The organism is Vibrio sp. 1-2 (7-a) (genome assembly GCF_013048515.1).
GTDB lineage: Bacteria > Pseudomonadota > Gammaproteobacteria > Enterobacterales > Vibrionaceae > Vibrio > Vibrio diabolicus.
In genome coordinates this window covers 1202171-1221935 of sequence record NZ_VHSQ01000001.1, presented here as the reverse complement: position 1 = coordinate 1221935, position 19765 = coordinate 1202171, and the positions used below count along the sequence as shown (strand labels likewise).

17 protein-coding genes are annotated in these 19765 nt (G+C 43.5%); 11 read left to right on the top strand and 6 right to left on the bottom strand.

Annotation, left to right across the window (positions count from 1 at the left end):
* Positions 1-398: 398 nt before the first annotated feature.
* Together FKN08_RS05400 and FKN08_RS05395 are read left to right on the top strand one after the other, a co-directional pair.
* Entirely contained in the window at positions 399-2018 is a 1620-nt protein-coding gene (locus FKN08_RS05400) for a sensor histidine kinase (RefSeq protein WP_145473944.1), read from the top strand.
* Positions 2015-2701, top strand: coding sequence for a response regulator (locus FKN08_RS05395; protein WP_006741509.1), 687 nt, complete (start codon positions 2015-2017; stop codon positions 2699-2701). The genes FKN08_RS05400 and FKN08_RS05395 overlap by 4 nt, the downstream gene beginning before the upstream one ends.
* 77 nt (positions 2702-2778) lie before the next feature.
* Here FKN08_RS05395 and FKN08_RS05390 read toward each other — a convergent pair whose 3' ends face one another.
* Entirely contained in the window at positions 2779-4914 is a 2136-nt protein-coding gene (locus tag FKN08_RS05390) for a TonB-dependent siderophore receptor (protein WP_170891486.1), read from the bottom strand.
* Positions 4915-5026: 112 nt separating this feature from the next.
* A complete protein-coding gene (locus tag FKN08_RS05385; protein ID WP_170891485.1) occupies positions 5027-5959 on the bottom strand; it encodes an AraC family transcriptional regulator in 933 nt (310 codons plus the stop codon).
* A gap of 539 nt (positions 5960-6498) precedes the next feature.
* Here FKN08_RS05385 and zwf point away from each other — a divergent pair.
* The 4 genes from zwf to FKN08_RS05365 all read left to right on the top strand — a co-directional run bounded on the left by zwf (position 6499) and on the right by FKN08_RS05365 (position 10959).
* Positions 6499-8001, top strand: a complete 1503-nt coding sequence (gene zwf, locus FKN08_RS05380; protein ID WP_005397367.1) for a glucose-6-phosphate dehydrogenase — start codon at positions 6499-6501, stop codon at positions 7999-8001.
* Positions 7998-8714, top strand: a complete 717-nt coding sequence (gene pgl / locus FKN08_RS05375) for a 6-phosphogluconolactonase (protein WP_005397368.1) — start codon at positions 7998-8000, stop codon at positions 8712-8714. Before zwf ends, pgl begins: the two co-directional genes overlap by 4 nt.
* A 37-nt stretch (positions 8715-8751) precedes the next feature.
* Entirely contained in the window at positions 8752-10200 is a 1449-nt protein-coding gene (gnd, locus tag FKN08_RS05370) for a decarboxylating NADP(+)-dependent phosphogluconate dehydrogenase (RefSeq protein WP_170891484.1), read from the top strand.
* A gap of 231 nt (positions 10201-10431) precedes the next feature.
* Complete coding sequence (locus tag FKN08_RS05365) at positions 10432-10959, top strand: hypothetical protein (RefSeq protein WP_170891483.1); 528 nt, start codon at positions 10432-10434, stop codon at positions 10957-10959.
* Positions 10960-10969: 10 nt separating this feature from the next.
* Here FKN08_RS05365 and FKN08_RS05360 read toward each other — a convergent pair whose 3' ends face one another.
* On the bottom strand, positions 10970-11173 hold the full coding sequence (locus FKN08_RS05360; RefSeq protein ID WP_140146393.1) for a hypothetical protein: 204 nt from the start codon (positions 11171-11173) through the stop codon (positions 10970-10972).
* A gap of 575 nt (positions 11174-11748) precedes the next feature.
* Between FKN08_RS05360 and FKN08_RS05355 the strand changes: the two genes are divergently transcribed.
* The gene (locus FKN08_RS05355) at positions 11749-11886 is read left to right on the top strand and encodes a hypothetical protein (RefSeq protein WP_170891482.1); all 138 of its coding nucleotides are present in this window, start codon (positions 11749-11751) and stop codon (positions 11884-11886) included.
* A gap of 60 nt (positions 11887-11946) precedes the next feature.
* On the opposite strand, the gene FKN08_RS05350 is transcribed toward FKN08_RS05355, so the two are convergent.
* Positions 11947-13707, bottom strand: coding sequence for a sigma-54-dependent Fis family transcriptional regulator (locus tag FKN08_RS05350; protein WP_170891481.1), 1761 nt, complete (start codon positions 13705-13707; stop codon positions 11947-11949).
* A 239-nt stretch (positions 13708-13946) separates the two neighbouring features.
* On the opposite strand from FKN08_RS05350, the gene FKN08_RS05345 reads away from it, so the two are divergent.
* Complete coding sequence (locus tag FKN08_RS05345) at positions 13947-15467, top strand: aldehyde dehydrogenase family protein (protein WP_005397377.1); 1521 nt, start codon at positions 13947-13949, stop codon at positions 15465-15467.
* Positions 15468-15600: 133 nt separating this feature from the next.
* Here FKN08_RS05345 and exsE2 read toward each other — a convergent pair whose 3' ends face one another.
* A complete protein-coding gene (gene exsE2 / locus FKN08_RS05340) occupies positions 15601-15906 on the bottom strand; it encodes a T3SS regulon translocated regulator ExsE2 (protein WP_074191265.1) in 306 nt (101 codons plus the stop codon).
* An 8-nt stretch (positions 15907-15914) separates the two neighbouring features.
* The gene (exsC, locus tag FKN08_RS05335; RefSeq protein WP_005397386.1) at positions 15915-16361 is read right to left on the bottom strand and encodes a type III secretion system regulatory chaperone ExsC; all 447 of its coding nucleotides are present in this window, start codon (positions 16359-16361) and stop codon (positions 15915-15917) included.
* A 387-nt stretch (positions 16362-16748) separates the two neighbouring features.
* Between exsC and FKN08_RS05330 the strand changes: the two genes are divergently transcribed.
* From FKN08_RS05330 to FKN08_RS05320, 3 genes are all read left to right on the top strand, one after another.
* Positions 16749-17156: a YscW family type III secretion system pilotin gene (locus FKN08_RS05330; protein ID WP_170891480.1), complete on the top strand. Its 408-nt coding sequence runs from the start codon at positions 16749-16751 to the stop codon at positions 17154-17156.
* Between the two features lie 615 nt (positions 17157-17771).
* The gene (locus FKN08_RS05325) at positions 17772-18632 is read left to right on the top strand and encodes an AraC family transcriptional regulator (protein WP_006741517.1); all 861 of its coding nucleotides are present in this window, start codon (positions 17772-17774) and stop codon (positions 18630-18632) included.
* A gap of 148 nt (positions 18633-18780) precedes the next feature.
* Positions 18781-19761, top strand: a complete 981-nt coding sequence (locus FKN08_RS05320) for a T3SS regulon anti-activator ExsD domain-containing protein (protein ID WP_006741518.1) — start codon at positions 18781-18783, stop codon at positions 19759-19761.
* Positions 19762-19765: the final 4 nt, after the last annotated feature.

Genomic DNA, 19765 nt, shown 5'->3' with positions numbered 1-19765 from the left:
ATAGTCAGTATTTGTGTTTTGTTTTATTTGTTTCCAAATCACTGACATCAATGTTGAGCTTTTAATAGACTTCCAGCTTCACTGCTTTCTAACCGAAACTCTCAATGGTTTCGTTGATTAAAAATTATACGTTAGAAAGTCTAAAAACGCCTCAAAAACCGCTAAAATCGATGTGATCACGATCATGTTTTAAAGGGCAATTTATGTATGGAATTGAGTATCAGAGAGGAATGCTAAATTTGGTGAATGGTTGTAATTTTATGTTTCAGCTCGTCGATTAATTAACCGTAAACTCTGCGGTTTGCTTGCCTTCCTCACAGATTTATCACCGCAACAAAGCCATGCTGTTAACTGAGTGTTAACGTAATCGCTTGGGAGTGAATCATAAGGATGTATCAATGAGTTGGAAAACGATCAGCTTTCGTAAGCGAATGCTCATTATTATGACGCTGTCGGGGTTGATAGAGCTTCTATTGCTTGTCGCTGCAGGATTCACTTATCTCAAAATCAATCAAGAGCAAGAAATGGGAGAAAAAGCACTGGGTGTTGCCCGTTTTTTAGCAGACTCCGCCGTTGTTCGCGAAATGGTCACAACCCAAAATCCTCAGCCATACCAACTTCGTTTCCGAGAATTAACCGAAGCCATTGGTGCTGCATTCATCGTTATTGGCGACCATAAGGGAGTGCGCTTAATTCACCCCGTTGATGAGCGGTTGGGTAAACCAATGAGAGGTGGCGACAATCGTCGAGCGCTAGAGCAGGGATTGTCTTATGTTTCGACGGCACAGGGCTCGTTAGGTTATTCAGTTCGTGGTAAAGCTGCGATTTTTGACGAGCAAGGGAACATCATTGGTGTGGTTTCGGTTGGCTATTTGCTCGACCGGCTGCAAGACCGCATCGAGCCATTTTTGGCCTTTTTGATCTTCATGGTCATCGTAGTTGTTGTCGCTAATGCCATTGTATCCAATTATGCGTCGAGAAAGTTTCAGCGCGCCATTTTGGGGTTCGAGCCTGAAGAGATAGGGCGGTTGTACGGCGAATTAGAAGTGACGATGAGTACCATAAAAGAGGGCGTGTTAAGTATTGATGCCCAAGGGATACTTCGTTCGATCAATCGTAGCGCCTGTCAGATTCTCGGTATTGATAGAGAGGCAGCTCTTAATAAACCGTTGACTGAGACGTTACGCGATAGTGACTTATATACGGTGCTAGAAACCGGACAGGAAGATCATGATATTGAGATATTCCTTAATCATAAACGTCTGATCGCAAACCGTTCGCCAATTTATGTGGATGGAAAAATAGTGGGGGCAGTATCGAGTTTCCGTTTAAGGGATGAAATCAATGACCTAACCGAGCAGTTATCACAAACCAAAGAATATGCAGATTTATTACGTTCGCAAACCCATGAGCATCGAAATAAGCTAAACACCATTAGCGGGTTAGTTCAGATGGGGGAGCTGGATGCCGTACAAAAGTTAATTGGGCAAGAAACCGCACACTATCAAGCGATGATCGAATTTTTAAGAGACACCGTTAAAGACCCGTTAATTGCAGGTATGTTGCTTGGAAAAACTGAACGTGCTCGCGAGTTAGGCTTACAGCTGGTGGTTGAAGAAGGCAGCCGTTTGGAGCCTCTGCCTGAGTGGCTAAATTCGGAAGACCTTGTCACCATTCTGGGCAACTTAATTGATAACGCTTTTGACGCAACGTTAACCTCGATTCGTGATGAATCGAATGTCGCATCGGATCGCAGAAATATCGATGTGTCAGTGAGCGATTACGGAAATGAAGTGATACTTGAGGTGATAGATCAAGGCTGTGGTTTACCAAGCGATATAGAGCCGCAGGCGCTATTTAAAAAAGGGGTGTCGACGAAATCTCGTCAAAATCGGGGGGTAGGATTGCATCTAGTCAACCAGCTGGCTACTCGATATCACGGCCATGTTGAGATGATGCCCAACACAAATTATGGAACAAGAATAACGGTGTATTTACCCAAGGAAGAACAATTATGAGTATGGCGACTCGCGTAATGATCATTGAAGATGATCTTGCTATTGCTGAGCTGCACCACAAATACTTAAGCCAATTGGCAGGTTTGGAAGTGGTCGGCATTGCGACCACGAGAATGGAAGCGGAAATGCAACTCGATATTCTTAAGCCAGACCTGTTGTTGATGGATGTATACCTTCCTGATGGAACAGGGCTTGAGATACTCAATACATTACGTGCGAACAACCAAACTTGTGACGTCATTTTGATTACCGCGGCAAGGGATGTCGATACGCTACAACAGGCAATGAGAGGGGGAGTCGTTGATTACCTACTCAAACCAGTGATGTTTCCACGCTTAGACGCCGCACTGAAAAAGTATGTGTCCCAACGCCAACAACTAGACATCGCAGAGAGTTTGGATCAGAACCTCGTTGATAAAATGCTGCAGTCTCACGCCAATCAAGACAACTTGCCGAACCGATTACCGAAAGGGATTGATGGTGTAACCTTAGATAAGATCAGAGAGTTGTTCCCAAATGGTAGTGTGCTTACCGCTGATGAGGCAGGCGAAAAGATTGGTGCGAGCCGAACAACGGCAAGGCGCTATTTGGAGTATCTGATCAGCACTGGTGAACTAGAGGCTGATTTAAACTATGGGTCGGTAGGTAGGCCGGAAAGGTGCTATAAGAAAGTGATACGGTAACGTAGGTTTTGATGCTAAATACGAAATGAAAGCGATGGCTTGTTTTAAACAAACCATCGCTTTTTCGCGCTGAGGAGTTAGAAATTATATTCTAATTTCGCTTCAATAGAGCGCTCAGCGCCAAACCAACAGTTATTTTTGTCGTAACAAGAATAGTATTCTTTATCGAATAGATTGCTTGCTGAAAGGGTGACGCTAGCCCCTTTCATTGATTCAGATACTGTTGAGAAATCGTAACTTGCTGCTAAATCAAACAAGGTGTAGTCAGGCACTTTTTCGCTGTTTTGAGCATCAATTTGTGCTTCTCCGACATAGCGAACGCCAGCACTGGTACGAAGGCCTGAAAGATTTCCTTCGAAGAAGTAGTTGGCCCATAGAGAGGCCGTTTGCTCAGGCACCCAAACCGGCGTTTTACCTTCTTGGTTGTAATAACTGTCTTCGGTAACCTCCATGTCGGTATACGTGTAGCCTAGAGTGAAATCAGCTTGTGCTGTGGCTTGCCATTTTGCCTCAAGTTCAATACCTTGTGATACCACTTCGCCCGCTTGATAGTTCGGTGCATATGGATTATTCGGATCGGTCAAGATCGCGTTTTTCTTCGTAATATGGAAGAACGCTAAATTACCCGAAATATCGCTAGGCAATGGCGCGTATTTAAAACCGAGTTCCCACTGATGCCCGGTTGATGGTTCAAACGCTTTGCCTGTGGCATCTGCACCCGCGATCGGCTCAAAACTCTCGGAGTAAGTAAGGTATGGGGATAAGCCGAAGTCGAGCTCGTACAAACCGCCGACTCGGAAAGATACGTTGGTGTCGTCTAACTCTTCCTTGCTGTTGGATATTGTTCCTAGGTAATCGCTCACGCCGTCTGTATTTGAATCGTATTTATCCCAACGAAGACCTGCAATCATTACAAGTTGGTCGTAACGAACTTGATCTTGCAAATAAACGCCAATTTGCTTCGTTTTGATATCTAAGTTTTGTTTGTATTGGAAATTCAGTGCATTACGATCAATGCTGTTGTGGTCAGGATTAAAAATGTCCTGAGTTATCGAATACCCAAGCGTGTCTTTGTATTTTACATCTGAATCTAGATACTGATAATCAAGCCCGAACAATAAGTTATGTTCAAAATTTCCTGTTTTAACGTAGCCAGATAGTTGGTTGTCAATCACAAAGGATTTGGACTTTTCATCGGTTAAATAAGCATTTCGACCAACGGTACGGTTATCCGCTTCAAGTGCACCGTTATATGTGTTTTCCTGATAGGCATCGGCGGTCATGTAGCGGGCATTCTGTAGAAATTGCCAATTGTTGTTAAAGTCGTGTTGGACTTTATAACCCATCATCAGAACTTCGCGTTCGTAAGTGTTCCAGTCCTCATCCCCCAAATAAGTGCTTGGCGACATCGAACCAAGTGGGTTGTCAATCACTGAGCCAGACGCTGGCACGGTAGTGTAGATACCTGCTGATGGATCATTTTGATAGTAAACATTCACGTTGACTAAGGTGCTTTCTGTCGCTTGCCAATTGAAAGATGGAGCGAGGACATAACGTTCGTCTTCAGACGTATCGGCTTGACCATCTCGCTGTTTTGCGAGGCCGATAATACGGTAATCAACATTAGAATCACCAATTTGTCCTGTGGTGTCGAACGTCAGTTCTTTTAGACTGTTAGTCCCAGTACTAATCGAGACAGAGTGCGAAGGTGTTGACTGAGGCGCCTTGGCGATAATATTGACCATGCCTCCTGGTGGAATATTGCCGTAAAGAACAGACGTTGGCCCTTTAAAAACCTCGATTTGTTCAAGGGCAACGGAATCGACCTGAGGTTGAAGGTTCCAGCCGTTGTACAGCAAAGGAAGACCATCATAAAAGTTGGTGTAGTTAATAAAACCACGAATATTGAATAGGTCAAGTCGGGAAACGGCACCGCCACGCAGCTCTGTATTTACGCCAGGCGCGTAACGCAATGCTTCGCTCACCGAGTTTACGCCGCGCAGGTCCATGTCATCTTTAGTGATTACCGTGATCGCTTGCGGCGTTTCTTCCGGTTCTAAAACGGTTTTAGTTGCGGTGTTTCGGTATGTTTCGCCAAGTACTGTGATAGTTTCGTGCTGAGAAGTGCTCTCAGTGGCACTGGCGTGACCAGCAATAAGCGCGGATACCACGACTGCAACCGCAGAACGATGAAATCGATTCGGACTTTCCATATTTATTAATTCCACTACTTTTATTGATAATGATTGTTGTTTGCATTCTATAGCGAAAAAATAGGAAAAGTTAACAATTTGGTGCAAAGCTAGAACCTAAGTGCTTAGGCTTCTATCTAATGGACATGGCTTCGTTCGGTTTGACAGGTATCCAGTAATGCATTTGGGCATTCTCGCTCTCAACATCATAGTCTTCTGGATAAACTTCTAACTCGTAGCCATCAATACCGTGATAATTGGAATAGGGGAGCCAGTGCAAAATGAACCACTCAAGCGTCGCCGCTAGATTTGATGCTTTACCTATGTGCGTAATCACTGCGTAGGTTTGCTCAGGAACAACCAGAAGATCTGGTTCTTGCGTAGAGCCTTTGGATATTGAAGTTCTTGACGCTGAGTTGTACTCATAACCTGCCCAATAATCGAGTTGCTGGTTGCTTGAATACGCTTTTGTTACGTCAATCACACCAAGATATTTTCTTTCCAGATGAGTATGGTTTTCAGATGAATAGAGCTGTGACCACAGAAAGGGCACTTTGGATTGGAAGTTGGGCGTTGCGGAAAACAATCCATAAATAGGTTCATGATAACCAGCAAGCACAAAAGCAGGTTTTGTTTCTATTCGAACTTCGATAAAGCACTTATGTCTATTTTCGTCTTCTGGTGTATCGCGCAACGTTAAAGGTTGCCTCAAGCCCGTTAGTTGCTGAGCTTTACGATAATCTCGAGGACTCTTTGAAAACATATTTTTGAACGCTCGACTGAATGCATGTTCAGAAGCAAACCCCATTTCTATCGCAATATCTAACGAGCGATCTGATGTATGGATTAAGCGTTCAGCCGCAAGGCTTAGTTTAAGCTCTCTAATATAGTGAGCGACGGACACGCCAGTGTGTTGCTGGAAAACGCGTTGCAGTTGCCAACGTGACCAGCAGCTTGCTTTCGAGATTTCATCCACACTAAGTGCGATATCTAGATTGTTGTGAATGTAATCAAGCACAGAGTGTATTCGGTTTATCGGGTGCAGATTCTTTGTGCTTGGTTTCATGACATTCTAATTTCGCATTAATAGTATCCTCATTATCTTTAATTGAGTATCATTATCAATAGAGTGAGAGGATAAAATTCAGGCCACATAGATCACAATAAAATTGTAATGGATTGCAAGGGTGGATAAGGATTGTCCATATTAGAGTTTTTGCTTAATTTTTGTCTTACGTTAGTGCAACTTTTTTTATCCATAAAATACAAATATTTATGATGTTTTGTGCAACTTATTTAAACGTTTGCACTGGCAAGTGTTGATGTAAATCAAATAGTCGTAGACAATACTGCACCGTGTCGGACTCTCCTCCAGCGAGTACAGTGTGTACTTTTGAGACATAAGTGACCTAAATGACCTTAATACGTCGTGTTTCCAACAGATTTGGGAGTGCTACTTCTTGAGGTTCTTTGGGCCTATAGACTTTACCTATCAACGTAATAGGTAAGACCAATTTTCTATTTTGAGGTGCCATTGATAGGGTTGGCTCATCCTTTAGCCGTATCCGGGCACACAATAAGTACCTCGTTTTTAAGGGAAAGATGATGGTAATACCAGAAAACAGCAGCATCGTTATTTTTGGTGCTTCAGGTGACCTTACATACCGTAAGCTCATTCCTGCTTTATACCACCTCTATGCGAACAAGCAGCTTCCAGAAAATTTTGCCATTCTGGGTGTAAGTCGCACTGAATACAGTGATGAGTCTTACCGCGCGAAGCTGAAAAAATCGCTTCAGGAAATGGAAAAGACTGAGCCAGAAACGCTTGATGCATTTATTAACCATCTGCACTACCAAGCTATCAATACTTCTGACACACAAGATTACAGTAAGCTATCTTCTCGTTTAGACCAACTTGCTGACGAATATCGTTTCGATCAGCGCAATACGCTTTTCTACTTAGCAACCCCACCAAGTTTATACAGTGTGATTCCTGCAAGTCTTGCAGCACACGGCCTAAACAAAGAAGAAGATGGTTGGAAACGCCTGATTATTGAGAAACCATTCGGTTATGACCTTGAATCAGCGCGTATTCTGGATAAAGAAATTCACGAGCACTTCCAAGAGCATCAAATCTACCGAATTGACCATTACTTAGGTAAAGAGACGGTACAAAACCTTCTTGTACTTCGTTTCTCAAACGCGATGTTTGAGCCGCTTTGGAACCGTAACTTCATTGATTATGTTGAAATCACGGGCGCAGAATTCCTCGGCGTAGAGGAGCGTGGTGGTTACTACGACAACTCGGGTGCCGTGCGCGATATGTTCCAAAACCACCTGCTACAAGTATTGGCGATGGTGGGTATGGAGCCACCAGCACAGATCAATGCAGATTCGATGCGTGATGAAGTTGTTAAAGTACTCCAGTGTTTAAAACCTTTGGACGAAAACGCTCTGCGTAACGATCTAGTATTAGGTCAATACACCGCTTCTGAAGTTCGTGGACAAAGTCTACGTGGCTACCGTGAAGAGCCGGGGGTTGCAGATGATTCTCGTACCGAAACTTACATCGGTTTGAAAGCCTACATTAACAACTGGCGTTGGAATGGCGTGCCATTCTACGTGCGTACTGGTAAGCGTCTTCCAACACGCGTGACTGAAGTGGTTATCCACTTTAAACAAACACCGCACCCAGTGTTTGGTCAAAACGCACCAGAAAACAAGCTGATCATTCGCATTCAGCCAGACGAAGGCATTCAAATGAGCTTTGGCTTGAAAGAGCCAGGCGCAGGTTTTGAAGCGAAAGAAGTGAAAATGAACTTCCATTACGCTGACCTACAAGAAACGCAAATGCTAACTGCGTATGAGCGTCTTCTACTTGATGCATTGAATGGTGATGCTACGCTATTTGCACGTAGTGATGCGGTGGAAGCGTGTTGGCAGTACGTACAGCCAATTTTAGACTTTAAACAAGATCCACAATCCCTCTTCGGGTACGCATGCGGCACATGGGGTCCTAAAGAGTCAGACGACCTGCTACAGCGTGATGGTCGCGCTTGGCGCTTCCCATGTAAAAACTTAACAGATACGGATTACTGTGAACTATGATCAACCATAAGATCTACCAAACAGCAGAGCAGGTAGTTGAAAGCCTAGCTAACGACATGAAAGCGTTCAGCGAAATGGGCCGACCTGTTCACATCTCTCTTTCTGGCGGCAGCACTCCTAAAATGCTGTTCAAACTGTTGGCTTCAGAGGCTTACGCAACCTCTATTCAGTGGCAAAATCTCCACTTTTGGTGGGGTGACGAACGTTGTGTCGCACCTGACGATGCGGAAAGCAACTACGGAGAAGCGAACGCGCTACTGTTTAGCCAAGTAAACATTCCAACAGAAAACATCCACCGTATACGCGGTGAAGATGACCCTAAAGTGGAAGCGGAACGCTTTGCGAAAGAGATGTCAGAGGTGATTCCGACTGAAAACGGAACCCCTGTGTTTGACTGGATCTTATTAGGTGTTGGTGCAGATGGTCACACAGCTTCTCTGTTCCCTGGCCAAACCAATTATGATGATGCGAACCTATCTCTTGTGGCGTCTCATCCTGAGTCGGGCCAGCTTCGTGTGTCAAAAACGGCACGCGTTTTAGAAGCAGCAAAACGCATCAGTTACTTAGTGCTTGGTGCAGGAAAAGCGGACATCGTTGAAGAGATCAACAGTTCACCTGCACACGCACTGCCATACCCAGCGGCTAAGATTCAAGCGAAATCTGGTCTGACGGAATGGTATTTAGATTTGGACGCAGCAGCAAAAATTGCTTAAACGCTGCTCGTCAATGAAACAAAATTGGAGAGAAACAATGAAAGGTGATATCGGTGTAATTGGCCTAGCGGTAATGGGTCAAAACCTTATCCTAAACATGAACGATCACGGCTTCAAAGTGGTCGCTCACAACCGTACTGCTGCTAAAGTAGACGAGTTCCTGGAAGGTCTAGCAAAAGGCACGAACATCATCGGTGCATACTCTCTAGAAGAACTAGTAGAGAAGCTAGAAACGCCACGTAAAGTGATGCTAATGGTTCGCGCGGGTGACGTGGTAGACAAGTTCATCGACGCTCTAGTCCCTCTACTAGACAAAGGCGACATCATCATCGACGGTGGTAACACGAACTACCCAGATACAAACCGTCGCGTTGCTGCACTACGTGAAAAAGGTATCCACTTCATCGGTACTGGTGTATCTGGTGGTGAAGAAGGTGCGCGCTTCGGTCCATCTATCATGCCTGGCGGCGCTCCAGAAGCTTGGGAAGCGGTTAAGCCTATCTTCCAAGGTATTTCTGCGAAAACTGATGCAGGCGAGCCTTGTTGTGATTGGGTTGGTAACGACGGTGCGGGCCACTTCGTTAAGATGGTTCACAACGGCATCGAATACGGCGACATGCAGCTGATCACAGAAGCTTACCAGTTCATGAAAGACGGTCTTGGTATGTCTGCAGACGAGATGCAAGCGGTATTCGCTGAGTGGAACAACACTGAGCTAAACAGCTACCTTGTTGAAATTACGGCTGACATCCTTGGCTACAAAGATGAAGACGGTGAGCCTCTCGTTGAGAAAATCCTAGACACTGCTGGCCAAAAAGGTACAGGTAAATGGACGGGTATCAACGCTCTAGATCTAGGTATTCCTCTAACGCTAATCTCTGAGTCTGTATTCTCTCGCTGTCTATCTGCATTGAAAGATCAACGTGTTGAAGCTGAGAAACTGTTCGGCAAGACAATCACGCCAGTAGAAGGTGACAAGCAAGAGTGGGTTGACGCACTACGTCAAGCGCTTCTAGCGTCTAAGATCATCTCTTACGCTCAAGGCTTTATGCTAATGCGCGAAGCATCAAATGAGAATGGCTGGGACCTAAACTACGGTAACGTTGCTCTTATGTGGCGTGGTGGTTGTATCATCCGCAGCGCGTTCCTAGGCAACATCCGTGATGCATACGAAGCGAATCCAGAACTAGCATTCCTAGGCTCTGATGATTACTTCAAAGGTATCCTACAAAACAGCCTAGTAGCATGGCGTAAAGTGGCGGCTAAGTCTCTAGAAGCAGGCATCCCAATGCCATGTACGACTTCTGCACTAACATTCCTAGACGGTTACACAACAGCTCGTCTACCTGCGAACCTACTGCAAGCTCAACGTGACTACTTCGGTGCTCACACTTACGAGCGTATCGACCGTGAGCGTGGTGAATTCTTCCACACGAACTGGACTGGTACTGGCGGCGACACAGCGTCTACAACTTACGACGTTTAATCCGCAGTCAGTAAACGGATAAAAGCAAAAGGGTGCCCAAGTGGCATCCTTTTTTGTGTCCGTAAGATATTGAGATATTGGTAGATTTGTAAGTTACATTAAACGTTGATTCGTCACGCACTTCTCAGAAATGGGAGAGCATGCTTTTGCTAGCAGTTTAATATTTCTTTTCGAAGATGAAGCTAAGCCGCTCTCTTGCATCTCCTCAACTACAAGGTCAAGGTAATAGAAATGACACAACAGAAGCATCCATTTCACACAGCTTTCGTGTTGCTTATTTTCATATTACTAATCATTTACTCCATTTATCGCCTTTATCATCATTTCGCTTTCGAATCTCTACCGCTTCAGCTCAGTAGTGGCTTTCAAGTGGTCTACATTGATGCATCATATGTTTTAAGTATCGCAAGCTTACTCTTGTGTCCTACATTATTGGTTTATATTTTATTTGATCGAATGATACAGTTAGTCAAAGTGCCGATTAAAGTGATAACCATAACAGTTGTCTTGTCCCTTATCGTTGCTATTCCAGTTCAAATTTTGGAATTTGGGCGATTGAAGTATATTGCAGAAAATAATGGTTACTCAGCGTGCCCACCTTTCACAATCGCGTCCAGTGGGATGTCGATTGAAGCTATGGTGAAAGATGAGAGGCTTTGCTTGGATGCTGAGATTAATCGCATTGCGGTATATGGCTATTTTCACGAACTCGAACGGATTGATAACTATATCAAGTCACAGGAAAATTACATTCAATAGAAAAGAGCGCCTAGGCGCTCTTTTCTATGGTCGTTTTCTTGTTTTGATAAAACCTGTCTTTGAGGTAGAGAATTGCGCTGACCACAAGAGCCACTACAGAAACAGTAAATAGGGCATACATGCTGAGAATCCATGCGAATGTAGCCGTCAAAAACGCAATGAAGGAAAACATTCTGCTGAAAGACATCACATGGCCAAGTTTGTTACTTTTCATAAACGCCTCCCAAAGCTGAGTGGGGATAGACAAGTGTGGTCATATACCACGCTTTGATTGTCTGTTCTTTTTTGGCGTTTCACACAAAAAAGCGGCTAAAGATTTCTCAAAAAAGGTGAAATATTGAACTGGTAGACAAATCCATAAACGGATTTACAAATATATGAATGCATTTGTCTATCACTTCAAAGTTTTTGCTGTGCGGATTAAGGCCTTTTAACGCTATTATTGCAGCCTTCGAGTTTACTAGGCGTAATTTCAAGTCAATAATTCCGGGAAGCTCATCCTCATTATCAGTCACGATGAAAATCACTTTTCTTTTTTTAACAGTACCTTATTGAATATGTGTGATTGCATCAGGTTTGAGAATGAAACTAAGGTTGCAAGAAAGGCGAAAAAGAGTGCTAGGTAAGCCTTTGAACTACGCCTATAATTAGCGCCCACATGGAGGATGTTTAATAAATGAACATCCTCTATTTTTTGAAACCAGCTACAAGGATCCAGTAAAACGTGTTTTTCTGGTGTTGTTTACGTTGACCAAGAAGGTGATTAACACAACAAATTGAGGTTCTAAGATGATTCTTAACAAGTACTTTGTTTTCATTCCGGCAGAATTGGATCAGGAAATACACAAGGACAACCGAGTGATCTCTGAGAAGGAAACTCAACGTCAGGCATTAGTAAAACAGGCGCAACAACAAGGCGGCCTGTAAGCTAGGTTTCAAATAGAAAGAGCACCGCAAAGGTGCTCTTTTTGTATCTGAGGTTATGGATTAACCCAATATGCCGAGGCCTTTCAGCTTTCTATAAATCGTATTTCGACTGACGCCAAGCATGCGAGAGGTTTTACTGATGTTGCCCTGATTTGCTTGATATGTTTTAAGCAGTTTGTCTTCGACGGTTGCACGCAGTTTTAATGTTGGCTCTGCAGCGGTTGTTACGTCTTGAGCTTGGCTGAGCTTCTTACTCAGGTGAGTCGGTACGTGAGCGAGCTCCAACGTTTCTTCACCTTGCGCCATTAACGCGGATACTTTGATTAAACTATCGAGTTCACGCAAGTTTCCTAGCCAAGAGTAAGAAAGCATTAGAGAAAGTAGGTGAGGGCAGAGTTGTTGTTCAGATTCAGCATGACGTCGATGGATATTCTCGATCAGTTGTTGCTTATCATCTCGTTCTTCAAAGCGAGGCAATTCGATGATCAAACCATTGAGGCGATAGTATAAATCTTGACGGAACAATCCTTCGCTAACCAAGTTCTCGAGATCTTTGTGCGTGGCCGCGATGATTTGCGTATCGACTTGAACACTTTGGTTTGAACCCACAGGAAGCACGGTTTTATCTTGCAATACATGCAGCAAGCGGCTTTGAGCTTCCAAGGGTAAATCTGCGATTTCATCCAGAAACAAAATCCCTTTGTGTGCTTGGCGAATTTTTCCCTGATAGCCTTTGCTGTTTGCGCCAGTAAATGCACCAGCCACGTAGCCAAACAATTCGGACTCAACCAAATCTTTTGGTAGTGCGCCGCAGTTAACGGAAACCAACGGCCCCGTTTTTCTCTGGCTGTTTTTATGTAGTGCTTTCACAAACTCATTTTTACCAACTCCAGTCTCTCCGAGAATCAGTAAGCTGATGTCTTTATCGATAACGCGATTGGCTTGTTGCCAGCAATGCTCGACAGTGGAATCACCATAATGCAGATCATTGGAGGCGGTAACGGAACGAGACTTCACTTTTTTGTCGGTCAGCGGCTTTGTTTTGAACACGAAAGGGTGCTCGTCACTTTGGATAAAAAGAATGTTGTCGAGCGATTGCCCGATGACGTTTTGCTGAGCAAGGAGCTGAGAAGCAACTTGATTGTGCGCAAGAATCTGTCCATCTTCATTGGCGATGATAATCCCTTGCCACCCACTGTTCAGTAAGCCTTTCTCACATGCCAAATCCACACGAATATGCCCTTGTGGAATCAAGTTAAGCAATTGATTTTCAACTTGCTGAACCATGTTTTGTACCAGCACTTGCGTTGAGAAATCATGTTTCTTTTGTTCGCTGGTGATATCTAGCACGCCAATCAAATGACCAAGATGATCGAAAATAGGATTGGCCGAGCAGCTAATAAAACGATGGTGTTGGATAAAGTGCTGATCGCCAATGACTGATACCGGTTTTGCTTCAACTATCGCAGTCCCAATCGCGTTGGTGCCTTTGACCTTTTCTTGCCAGCACGCACCAGAGCTTAGCGCTATTTTTGTCAACTTTTCGCGGAACTTAGGTTGTCCCCAACTGCCGATGATGACGCCGTCGGCATCCGTCAGAATTAAGCGGCTGTCACTATGAGCAAAAAGCTGATTAAACAGCGGGAGAGCAAACTGGGTGACGGTTTCCAATAAGAAGTTGAGTTGGTGACGCCTATCTTGAAGTGTCGCTGGTGTCACTCGAATATCTTCAGGGCGTCGACGCTGTTTTAAACCCGCCTGTTCACTTCGGATCCATGAAGTTGAAAGCCAGTTGTTATCGCTAATGTGTTGAAGTTCCATGACTGTACCATTTTGTCACAGTGAGGGTGTGCCATTTTGGAACACTTGAACATTGGTGTTCACACCATACATCCGCTCAAACATCGCTCACTTGGTTTGTTATCGCTTGGTAATCATAGTTTTACATTTAATTAACAACAAGTGTGGTGTAGTTGGCGTGTGACTTGCGTAATGCTCTTTGTGAACAGTGCGATACGACACTGCAATAACACATTGAACGAGAAACAAAAGGAAGAGTTATGATCTATGCACAGCCAGGTAGTGAAAATGCCATTGTTAACTTTAAATCGCATTACGATAACTTTATCGGTGGGGAATGGGTAAAACCAACGGGCGGTGAGTACTTTGATAATATCTCACCAATCAACGGACAAGCGTATTGTAAAGTTGCTCGTTCTGGTGAAGCGGATATCAACTTAGCATTGGATGCGGCACACAACATCAGAACTAAATGGGCAAAAACCAGTGTGACTGAACGCTCGAACATCTTGCTGAAAATTGCTGATCGTATTGAGCAGCATTTAGAAGAGTTGGCAGTTGCCGAAACTTGGGAAAACGGCAAACCAGTTCGCGAAACCTTAGCAGCAGACTTACCGCTGGTCGTGGATCATTTCCGTTACTTTGCTGGCTGTATTCGCGCACAAGAAGGCAGTGCGGCGGAGCTGGATGAGCACACCGCAAGCTACCACTTCCCGGAGCCGATTGGCGTTGTTGGTCAAATTATTCCATGGAACTTCCCAATGTTGATGGCGGCTTGGAAACTAGCACCGGCACTAGCGGCGGGTTGCTGTGTGGTATTGAAGCCAGCAGAGCAAACGCCAACGTCGATTCTGGTTCTTATGGAAAAGATCGGTGATCTACTGCCTCCGGGCGTCATCAACGTTGTTAATGGTTTTGGTTCAGAAGCGGGCCAAGCGCTTGCAACCAGCAACCGCATTGCGAAGTTAGCGTTTACCGGTTCAACACAGGTTGGTAATCACATTCTAAAATGTGCAGCAGACAACTTGATCCCATCGACAGTTGAGCTAGGTGGTAAATCTCCAAACATCTACTTCTCAGATATTTTCGATTACGAAGATGAGTACCTCGACAAGTGTATCGAAGGTACGCTACTTGGTTTCTTCAACCAAGGCGAAGTTTGTACCTGTCCATCTCGCGTATTAGTTCATGAAGCGATTTACGATAAGTTTGTAGAGAAATTGACGGAACGTGCGCAGTTAATCAAGCAAGGTAACCCGCTCGATACCGATACTCAAGTAGGCGCCCAAGCTTCTCAAGAACAGTTTGATAAGATTTTAAGTTACCTGGAAATCGGCCGTGAAGAAGGTGCAAAAGTGGTCTTTGGTGGTGGTGTCTCTGAGCAGCCAGAGTCAATCAATCAGGGTTACTACATTCAGCCAACGATGTTGGAAGGCCACAATAAGATGCGTATTTTCCAAGAAGAAATCTTTGGCCCCGTCATTGCCATCACTAAGTTTAAAGATGAAGCGGAAGCATTAGAAATCGCGAACGACACCGAATATGGCTTAGGCGCAGGCGTTTGGACGCGTGATGCGAACGTCGCATATCGTATGGGCCGTAATATCGAAGCTGGTCGAATCTGGATTAACTGTTACCACGCTTACCCTGCACACGCTGCGTTCGGTGGCTATAAAAAGTCGGGTATCGGCCGCGAAACACATAAGATGATGTTGGATCACTACCAAAATACGAAAAACCTATTGATTAGCTACAGTGTTGATCCACTAGGCTTCTTCTAAATGAAGTAGTTAACAAAGAAAAAGCAGTACTAACCAAAACCCCGAGCCTTCGGGGTTTTTTATTGCATGGGCTTGCGGGTGGTAGGGTGTATATACGTGAAATTTATATTTTGAACCCATCTATATTGCGTGCTCAGGAACGTTGAATTACGGCCACTTTTCGTTCAAGTAGTTTTTCGACCGCGGTGTTTTGCTTTTCAAGACTAAACTGCTGATCAAAATCCAAGACGCGATTACAAGACTCAAGACTCGCAAACTGGTTTAAACATTCGCTAAGTTCTCTTTTAGAGCTCATTCGAGCCAAACTGCTTTCTGATGAAGAGAGTAGGGTCACTTTGCGGCCATGAAACGTTCCTTGTGGCAGAGCATCACTTTGCTGTGCTTGCTTTACTTCATGAACCGGTAAGTTAGTGTATTTAGATTGGATGTCGTTGGACATAGAGACACCTAAACTCTTAAGTCTAAAGTTTGTGGCATCGGAGCTACCTCAGCAGTGGCGACATGAGCAGACAATAACGACTCCCACGACTCACTTTGCGTCAACAATTCCGCCAAAGCAGTTTCAAAATACTCATAATCCAGTCGCTTAATGTTAATGAGTCGGTTTAAACAGAGTACATGTCGATGATTATCTAAACTAAAGAATAATTGATGCTCAGGCCAGTGATAATTAAAGGCTAGGAAAGAACGATAGAGATCGGAATTAACGATTTGAAGACCAACAATCTCAGCTTCGAGCTGGAGGGTTGTCGATTCAGGATGAAAGATGATATGCACTCTTAGATTATCATCAAACGCTAAGCTTACTTCATTTTCCGTTAGATGCAGTGCAGGCAAGCCTATTTGATGAGCAAACTTTAGCAAAATCTCATCGATAGTTTGGCGTGCTGACATAGGAATAGTCCCTTTTGAAATTTTATCAAGGAAAATATTAGATGTATCTCTTCGTGTTTATCAATATTGGTCGGTTGTTATTATATTTTGGTTTTTAATTTCGGTGAGATAAATAGAACAGCGATAACAAATGTGCTCTGATGCATATTGTGGTGCTTCTTAGATATTTAAATATCTTTGTTCTCTAATATACCCGCCTAATTGAAAGTGTATTAAGGTGCAGTCACGATGAGTTAAATTAAATCTAATGTTAAATATGTGTTGTTGAAGAATGCGATTTATTGTCCGCTTGTAGTATAAATATAAGTTGATCTTTTATATTTTTACATAAAGAATTGTGTGAGATTAAAATGAACTAAGTCTATAAAATAAGTTTATGGTGTCATAATGAACAATTCTATGTGGGCTGGTTTTGTCGGACTATTCCTACTAAGTGGGTGTAGTCAGTCTGTGCCGATTGTAGGGGAAGGTAGCTTTGACACAAAGAGTCAGGCGACACTCTATGGTTGGGTTTCTGTTGATGGATACTTTCCACCTTCGATTACGTCTCTTGATGTGGAAATATGTAAAGTAATTAAAAATCAGTGCTTTAAGTCTGCATTGCAGCACTACCAAGGCGTTCAATTACCCGTACAGTATTCATTTTTAATTGCACCGATTCAAGCTGGTGACGGAAACATGAAGATAATTGGAAAGCTATACTCGAATGGGGAACTTGTAGCGGAAAAAGAAAAGAACTATTTATTTTCAGTGGAGGGAAAACAGGAAAACTTGATACTCGTGCCAAAAAAATAACCAGATGAAAAGTAATCGGTTACATTTAATTAGACCTTACTAAATTATTAAAAATAAAGATTTGCTCTTTCCTGTTGTGAAAGTTTTGTTGTTTTTTACAAACATTAATCACATGGTTTAAGTCATCGGGTCAGTTGTTTTTAAGACTTATACTTGTTGCAAAAATAGCATTCTTTATGATTATATCTCGCTCCTTGAACACGTTGGCTTGGCGTTTTAGGCTATAAAACATACAATTTTAAGATTTTGGAAATTTCAGTTTGTTCGATAAACGATACCATAATCTATTTAATTTTATTCTAATGTATAACAAAAATCCTAAACTTTAATAACGAAATGATATTTAAGTTTTGGCTAATAATAAACGCTATCTGATAAAAATAATAAAGACGGACAGCAGAGTTTACTAAGATAAACTTTTACCTTTAGGTAAGGGTAATGCTTAGGATATTCGCTAATTATTCGGGGGGTATGGTAAGTGATATGAACTTCTATGCTCTTTTCTTTGCTTCTTTAATTGATATAGCAGTACTTAGAAATAACAACAATCAAAGTATTGCTTTGAAAGTTTCTCAACACTCGTACTGAGAAACTCAAAATAATGAAGGGTAGAAAATGGATGTGTCAGGCCAACTAAACACAGAAAAGGTCGGCTCGAGCTCGCGAAAAATTCGTAGTTTTTCCCGCTATGAAAAATCTGACGAAGTATTTCACTCAGACCAATCTCACATTGTTGTCGTTCACAATGGTCAGCTTCGAGTTCAAACAGGTGATTGCACAATCGATGTCGCGGCAGAAAACGGGGTGTTTCTATCCCAAGGGGATTACTTATTCGAGTATTCGCCCTTAGACGGGGCATACAAAGCGTCGATTATAACCTACGACAATGAACTCGTTAGCCAGCTATTACAGAAGCACAGTGATCTTTTGATGATGCTGCCCAAGGTAGATAAAGTTTGTTCTGGCTTGTTTACTTTTGGTTTGAACATACTCGTAGAGCAAGTGCTTTCCAGCATGCAGACGCTTGAGCAACAGGCGTATCCAGATGCGATCATGTGCCTAAAATATGAAGAGTTACTCATTCTTTTGCTGCACGGCAAAGGGGGAGAATCACTCTATGCGTTGCTGTCACAACAAACTAACCGAACATCGGAACGGTTACGTCGATTTATGGAACAACACTATCTCAAAGAGTGGAAGTTGACTGACTATGCGCAAGAGTTTGGTGCTAGCTTAACGACTTTTAAAGAGCTATTTAATGAGCACTATGGCATTTCTCCAAGAGCTTGGATCAGTGAGCGCCGATTGTTGCACGCTCATAAACTCCTGTTGACGAGCAAGATGAGCATCGTGGATGTGGCGATGGAGGCTGGGTTTTCTAGTCAGTCTTACTTTACGCAGAGTTACCGCCGTCGTTTTGGAACGACGCCAAGCCGTGTACGTTCGGGAGACGATCAAGTAGCTATCGCGAAATGAAATGACTTGGGACTAAAATTTTCTGACTAATTTTGAAAGTCACTCATCAGCGTAAATTCTATTATGCGTCATGTAACAACGAACGATTAAAAATTATTACACCTCTTTCTTTCTGGATCGTTCGAGAGGGGTGCGGAGACGAACATAAATGAAAAAGCAGCATTGGCGACGCCGTTCGCTTTTTCCAGACAGCATTGTGACACAACGGAAAGTGACTGTTTTGCAGAGAGGAGCTCGATATGAAAGTGCTTCTAGATCAACGCAGGATTTCAATGTTGTGCACGTCAATCACCGACAATTGTTGAGTGAAGGCGTCATTAATTATGAACAGTTATCTTTACTTCAACGCTTGTTGGATAGAAGCGTCGTCGATAGCCTGTGCGCAAGCCAGTTGGTGAAAACGTATCAAAAGCTCGGTGCGTCGCTTGACCGATTCGCCATGCGTTTATTTTTGGAAATTGGGTCGCAGCTCAGTGATAGCCGCACACTCGTGACTTTTGAACAAAGACTGGAATACATCAACGCGCGTCTTGGTTTTCGCTTCAATTTAGCGGTGCCAAAAACGTTGATGCTTTGTTTTCATTTATCGCTAAACGAGTGGATTAACCGTCAAGTTGACCAAAGCGCTTTGCATGCCTCCATTAAAGTGGAACAGCTTATCAATCAGCTCGATATTCAAAAGGAATATTGGTCGAAACTATCGGGAGAGGACACCAGTGCGGTGTTTGTACAACAGCAACTCGATTTAATTGAGCGCCAACAACACCAGTTGAAAGATCAACTCGGGACGTTGAGCGAACAACAGATGCAAGTGATTGAATGTCATCGTTCGTTAATTGAGAAGTGGCAACCGTCCTTAGACGAGCTTAAAGGGTTCGCAGAGTACACTTCTACGACTGCTCAGTTTATCTCTGAGTGGAAAAAGTGGTGTTCGGAAGTTCGACTTGAAGCTCCTGAGCTGAACGAAGTCTGGGATGCATGTGATGTGGTTTACAACGACCAAAATGCGGTTGCGAAAGTATGGCAGTGGTTCAAGAGCATGCAAATTGTTGGCGACATCGATCACTACTATTTTGACACTCAAAGCGGCCAGTGCGGCCAGGCTTGCAATCACCTCAGCCAGATTTAAATAG

Bases quoted from the DNA above. Each gene is read 5' to 3' on its own strand.
- FKN08_RS05400 (WP_145473944.1), top strand. From the start codon at position 399: ATGAGTTGGAAAACGATCAGCTTTCGTAAGCGAATGCTCATTATTATG.
- FKN08_RS05395 (WP_006741509.1), top strand. From the start codon at position 2,015: ATGAGTATGGCGACTCGCGTAATGATCATTGAAGATGATCTTGCTATT.
- FKN08_RS05390 (WP_170891486.1), bottom strand. From the start codon at position 4,914: ATGGAAAGTCCGAATCGATTTCATCGTTCTGCGGTTGCAGTCGTGGTA.
- FKN08_RS05385 (WP_170891485.1), bottom strand. From the start codon at position 5,959: ATGAAACCAAGCACAAAGAATCTGCACCCGATAAACCGAATACACTCT.
- zwf (WP_005397367.1), top strand. From the start codon at position 6,499: ATGGTAATACCAGAAAACAGCAGCATCGTTATTTTTGGTGCTTCAGGT.
- pgl (WP_005397368.1), top strand. From the start codon at position 7,998: ATGATCAACCATAAGATCTACCAAACAGCAGAGCAGGTAGTTGAAAGC.
- gnd (WP_170891484.1), top strand. From the start codon at position 8,752: ATGAAAGGTGATATCGGTGTAATTGGCCTAGCGGTAATGGGTCAAAAC.
- FKN08_RS05365 (WP_170891483.1), top strand. From the start codon at position 10,432: ATGACACAACAGAAGCATCCATTTCACACAGCTTTCGTGTTGCTTATT.
- FKN08_RS05360 (WP_140146393.1), bottom strand. From the start codon at position 11,173: ATGAAAAGTAACAAACTTGGCCATGTGATGTCTTTCAGCAGAATGTTT.
- FKN08_RS05355 (WP_170891482.1), top strand. From the start codon at position 11,749: ATGATTCTTAACAAGTACTTTGTTTTCATTCCGGCAGAATTGGATCAG.
- FKN08_RS05350 (WP_170891481.1), bottom strand. From the start codon at position 13,707: ATGGAACTTCAACACATTAGCGATAACAACTGGCTTTCAACTTCATGG.
- FKN08_RS05345 (WP_005397377.1), top strand. From the start codon at position 13,947: ATGATCTATGCACAGCCAGGTAGTGAAAATGCCATTGTTAACTTTAAA.
- exsE2 (WP_074191265.1), bottom strand. From the start codon at position 15,906: ATGTCCAACGACATCCAATCTAAATACACTAACTTACCGGTTCATGAA.
- exsC (WP_005397386.1), bottom strand. From the start codon at position 16,361: ATGTCAGCACGCCAAACTATCGATGAGATTTTGCTAAAGTTTGCTCAT.
- FKN08_RS05330 (WP_170891480.1), top strand. From the start codon at position 16,749: ATGAACAATTCTATGTGGGCTGGTTTTGTCGGACTATTCCTACTAAGT.
- FKN08_RS05325 (WP_006741517.1), top strand. From the start codon at position 17,772: ATGGATGTGTCAGGCCAACTAAACACAGAAAAGGTCGGCTCGAGCTCG.
- FKN08_RS05320 (WP_006741518.1), top strand. From the start codon at position 18,781: ATGAAAAAGCAGCATTGGCGACGCCGTTCGCTTTTTCCAGACAGCATT.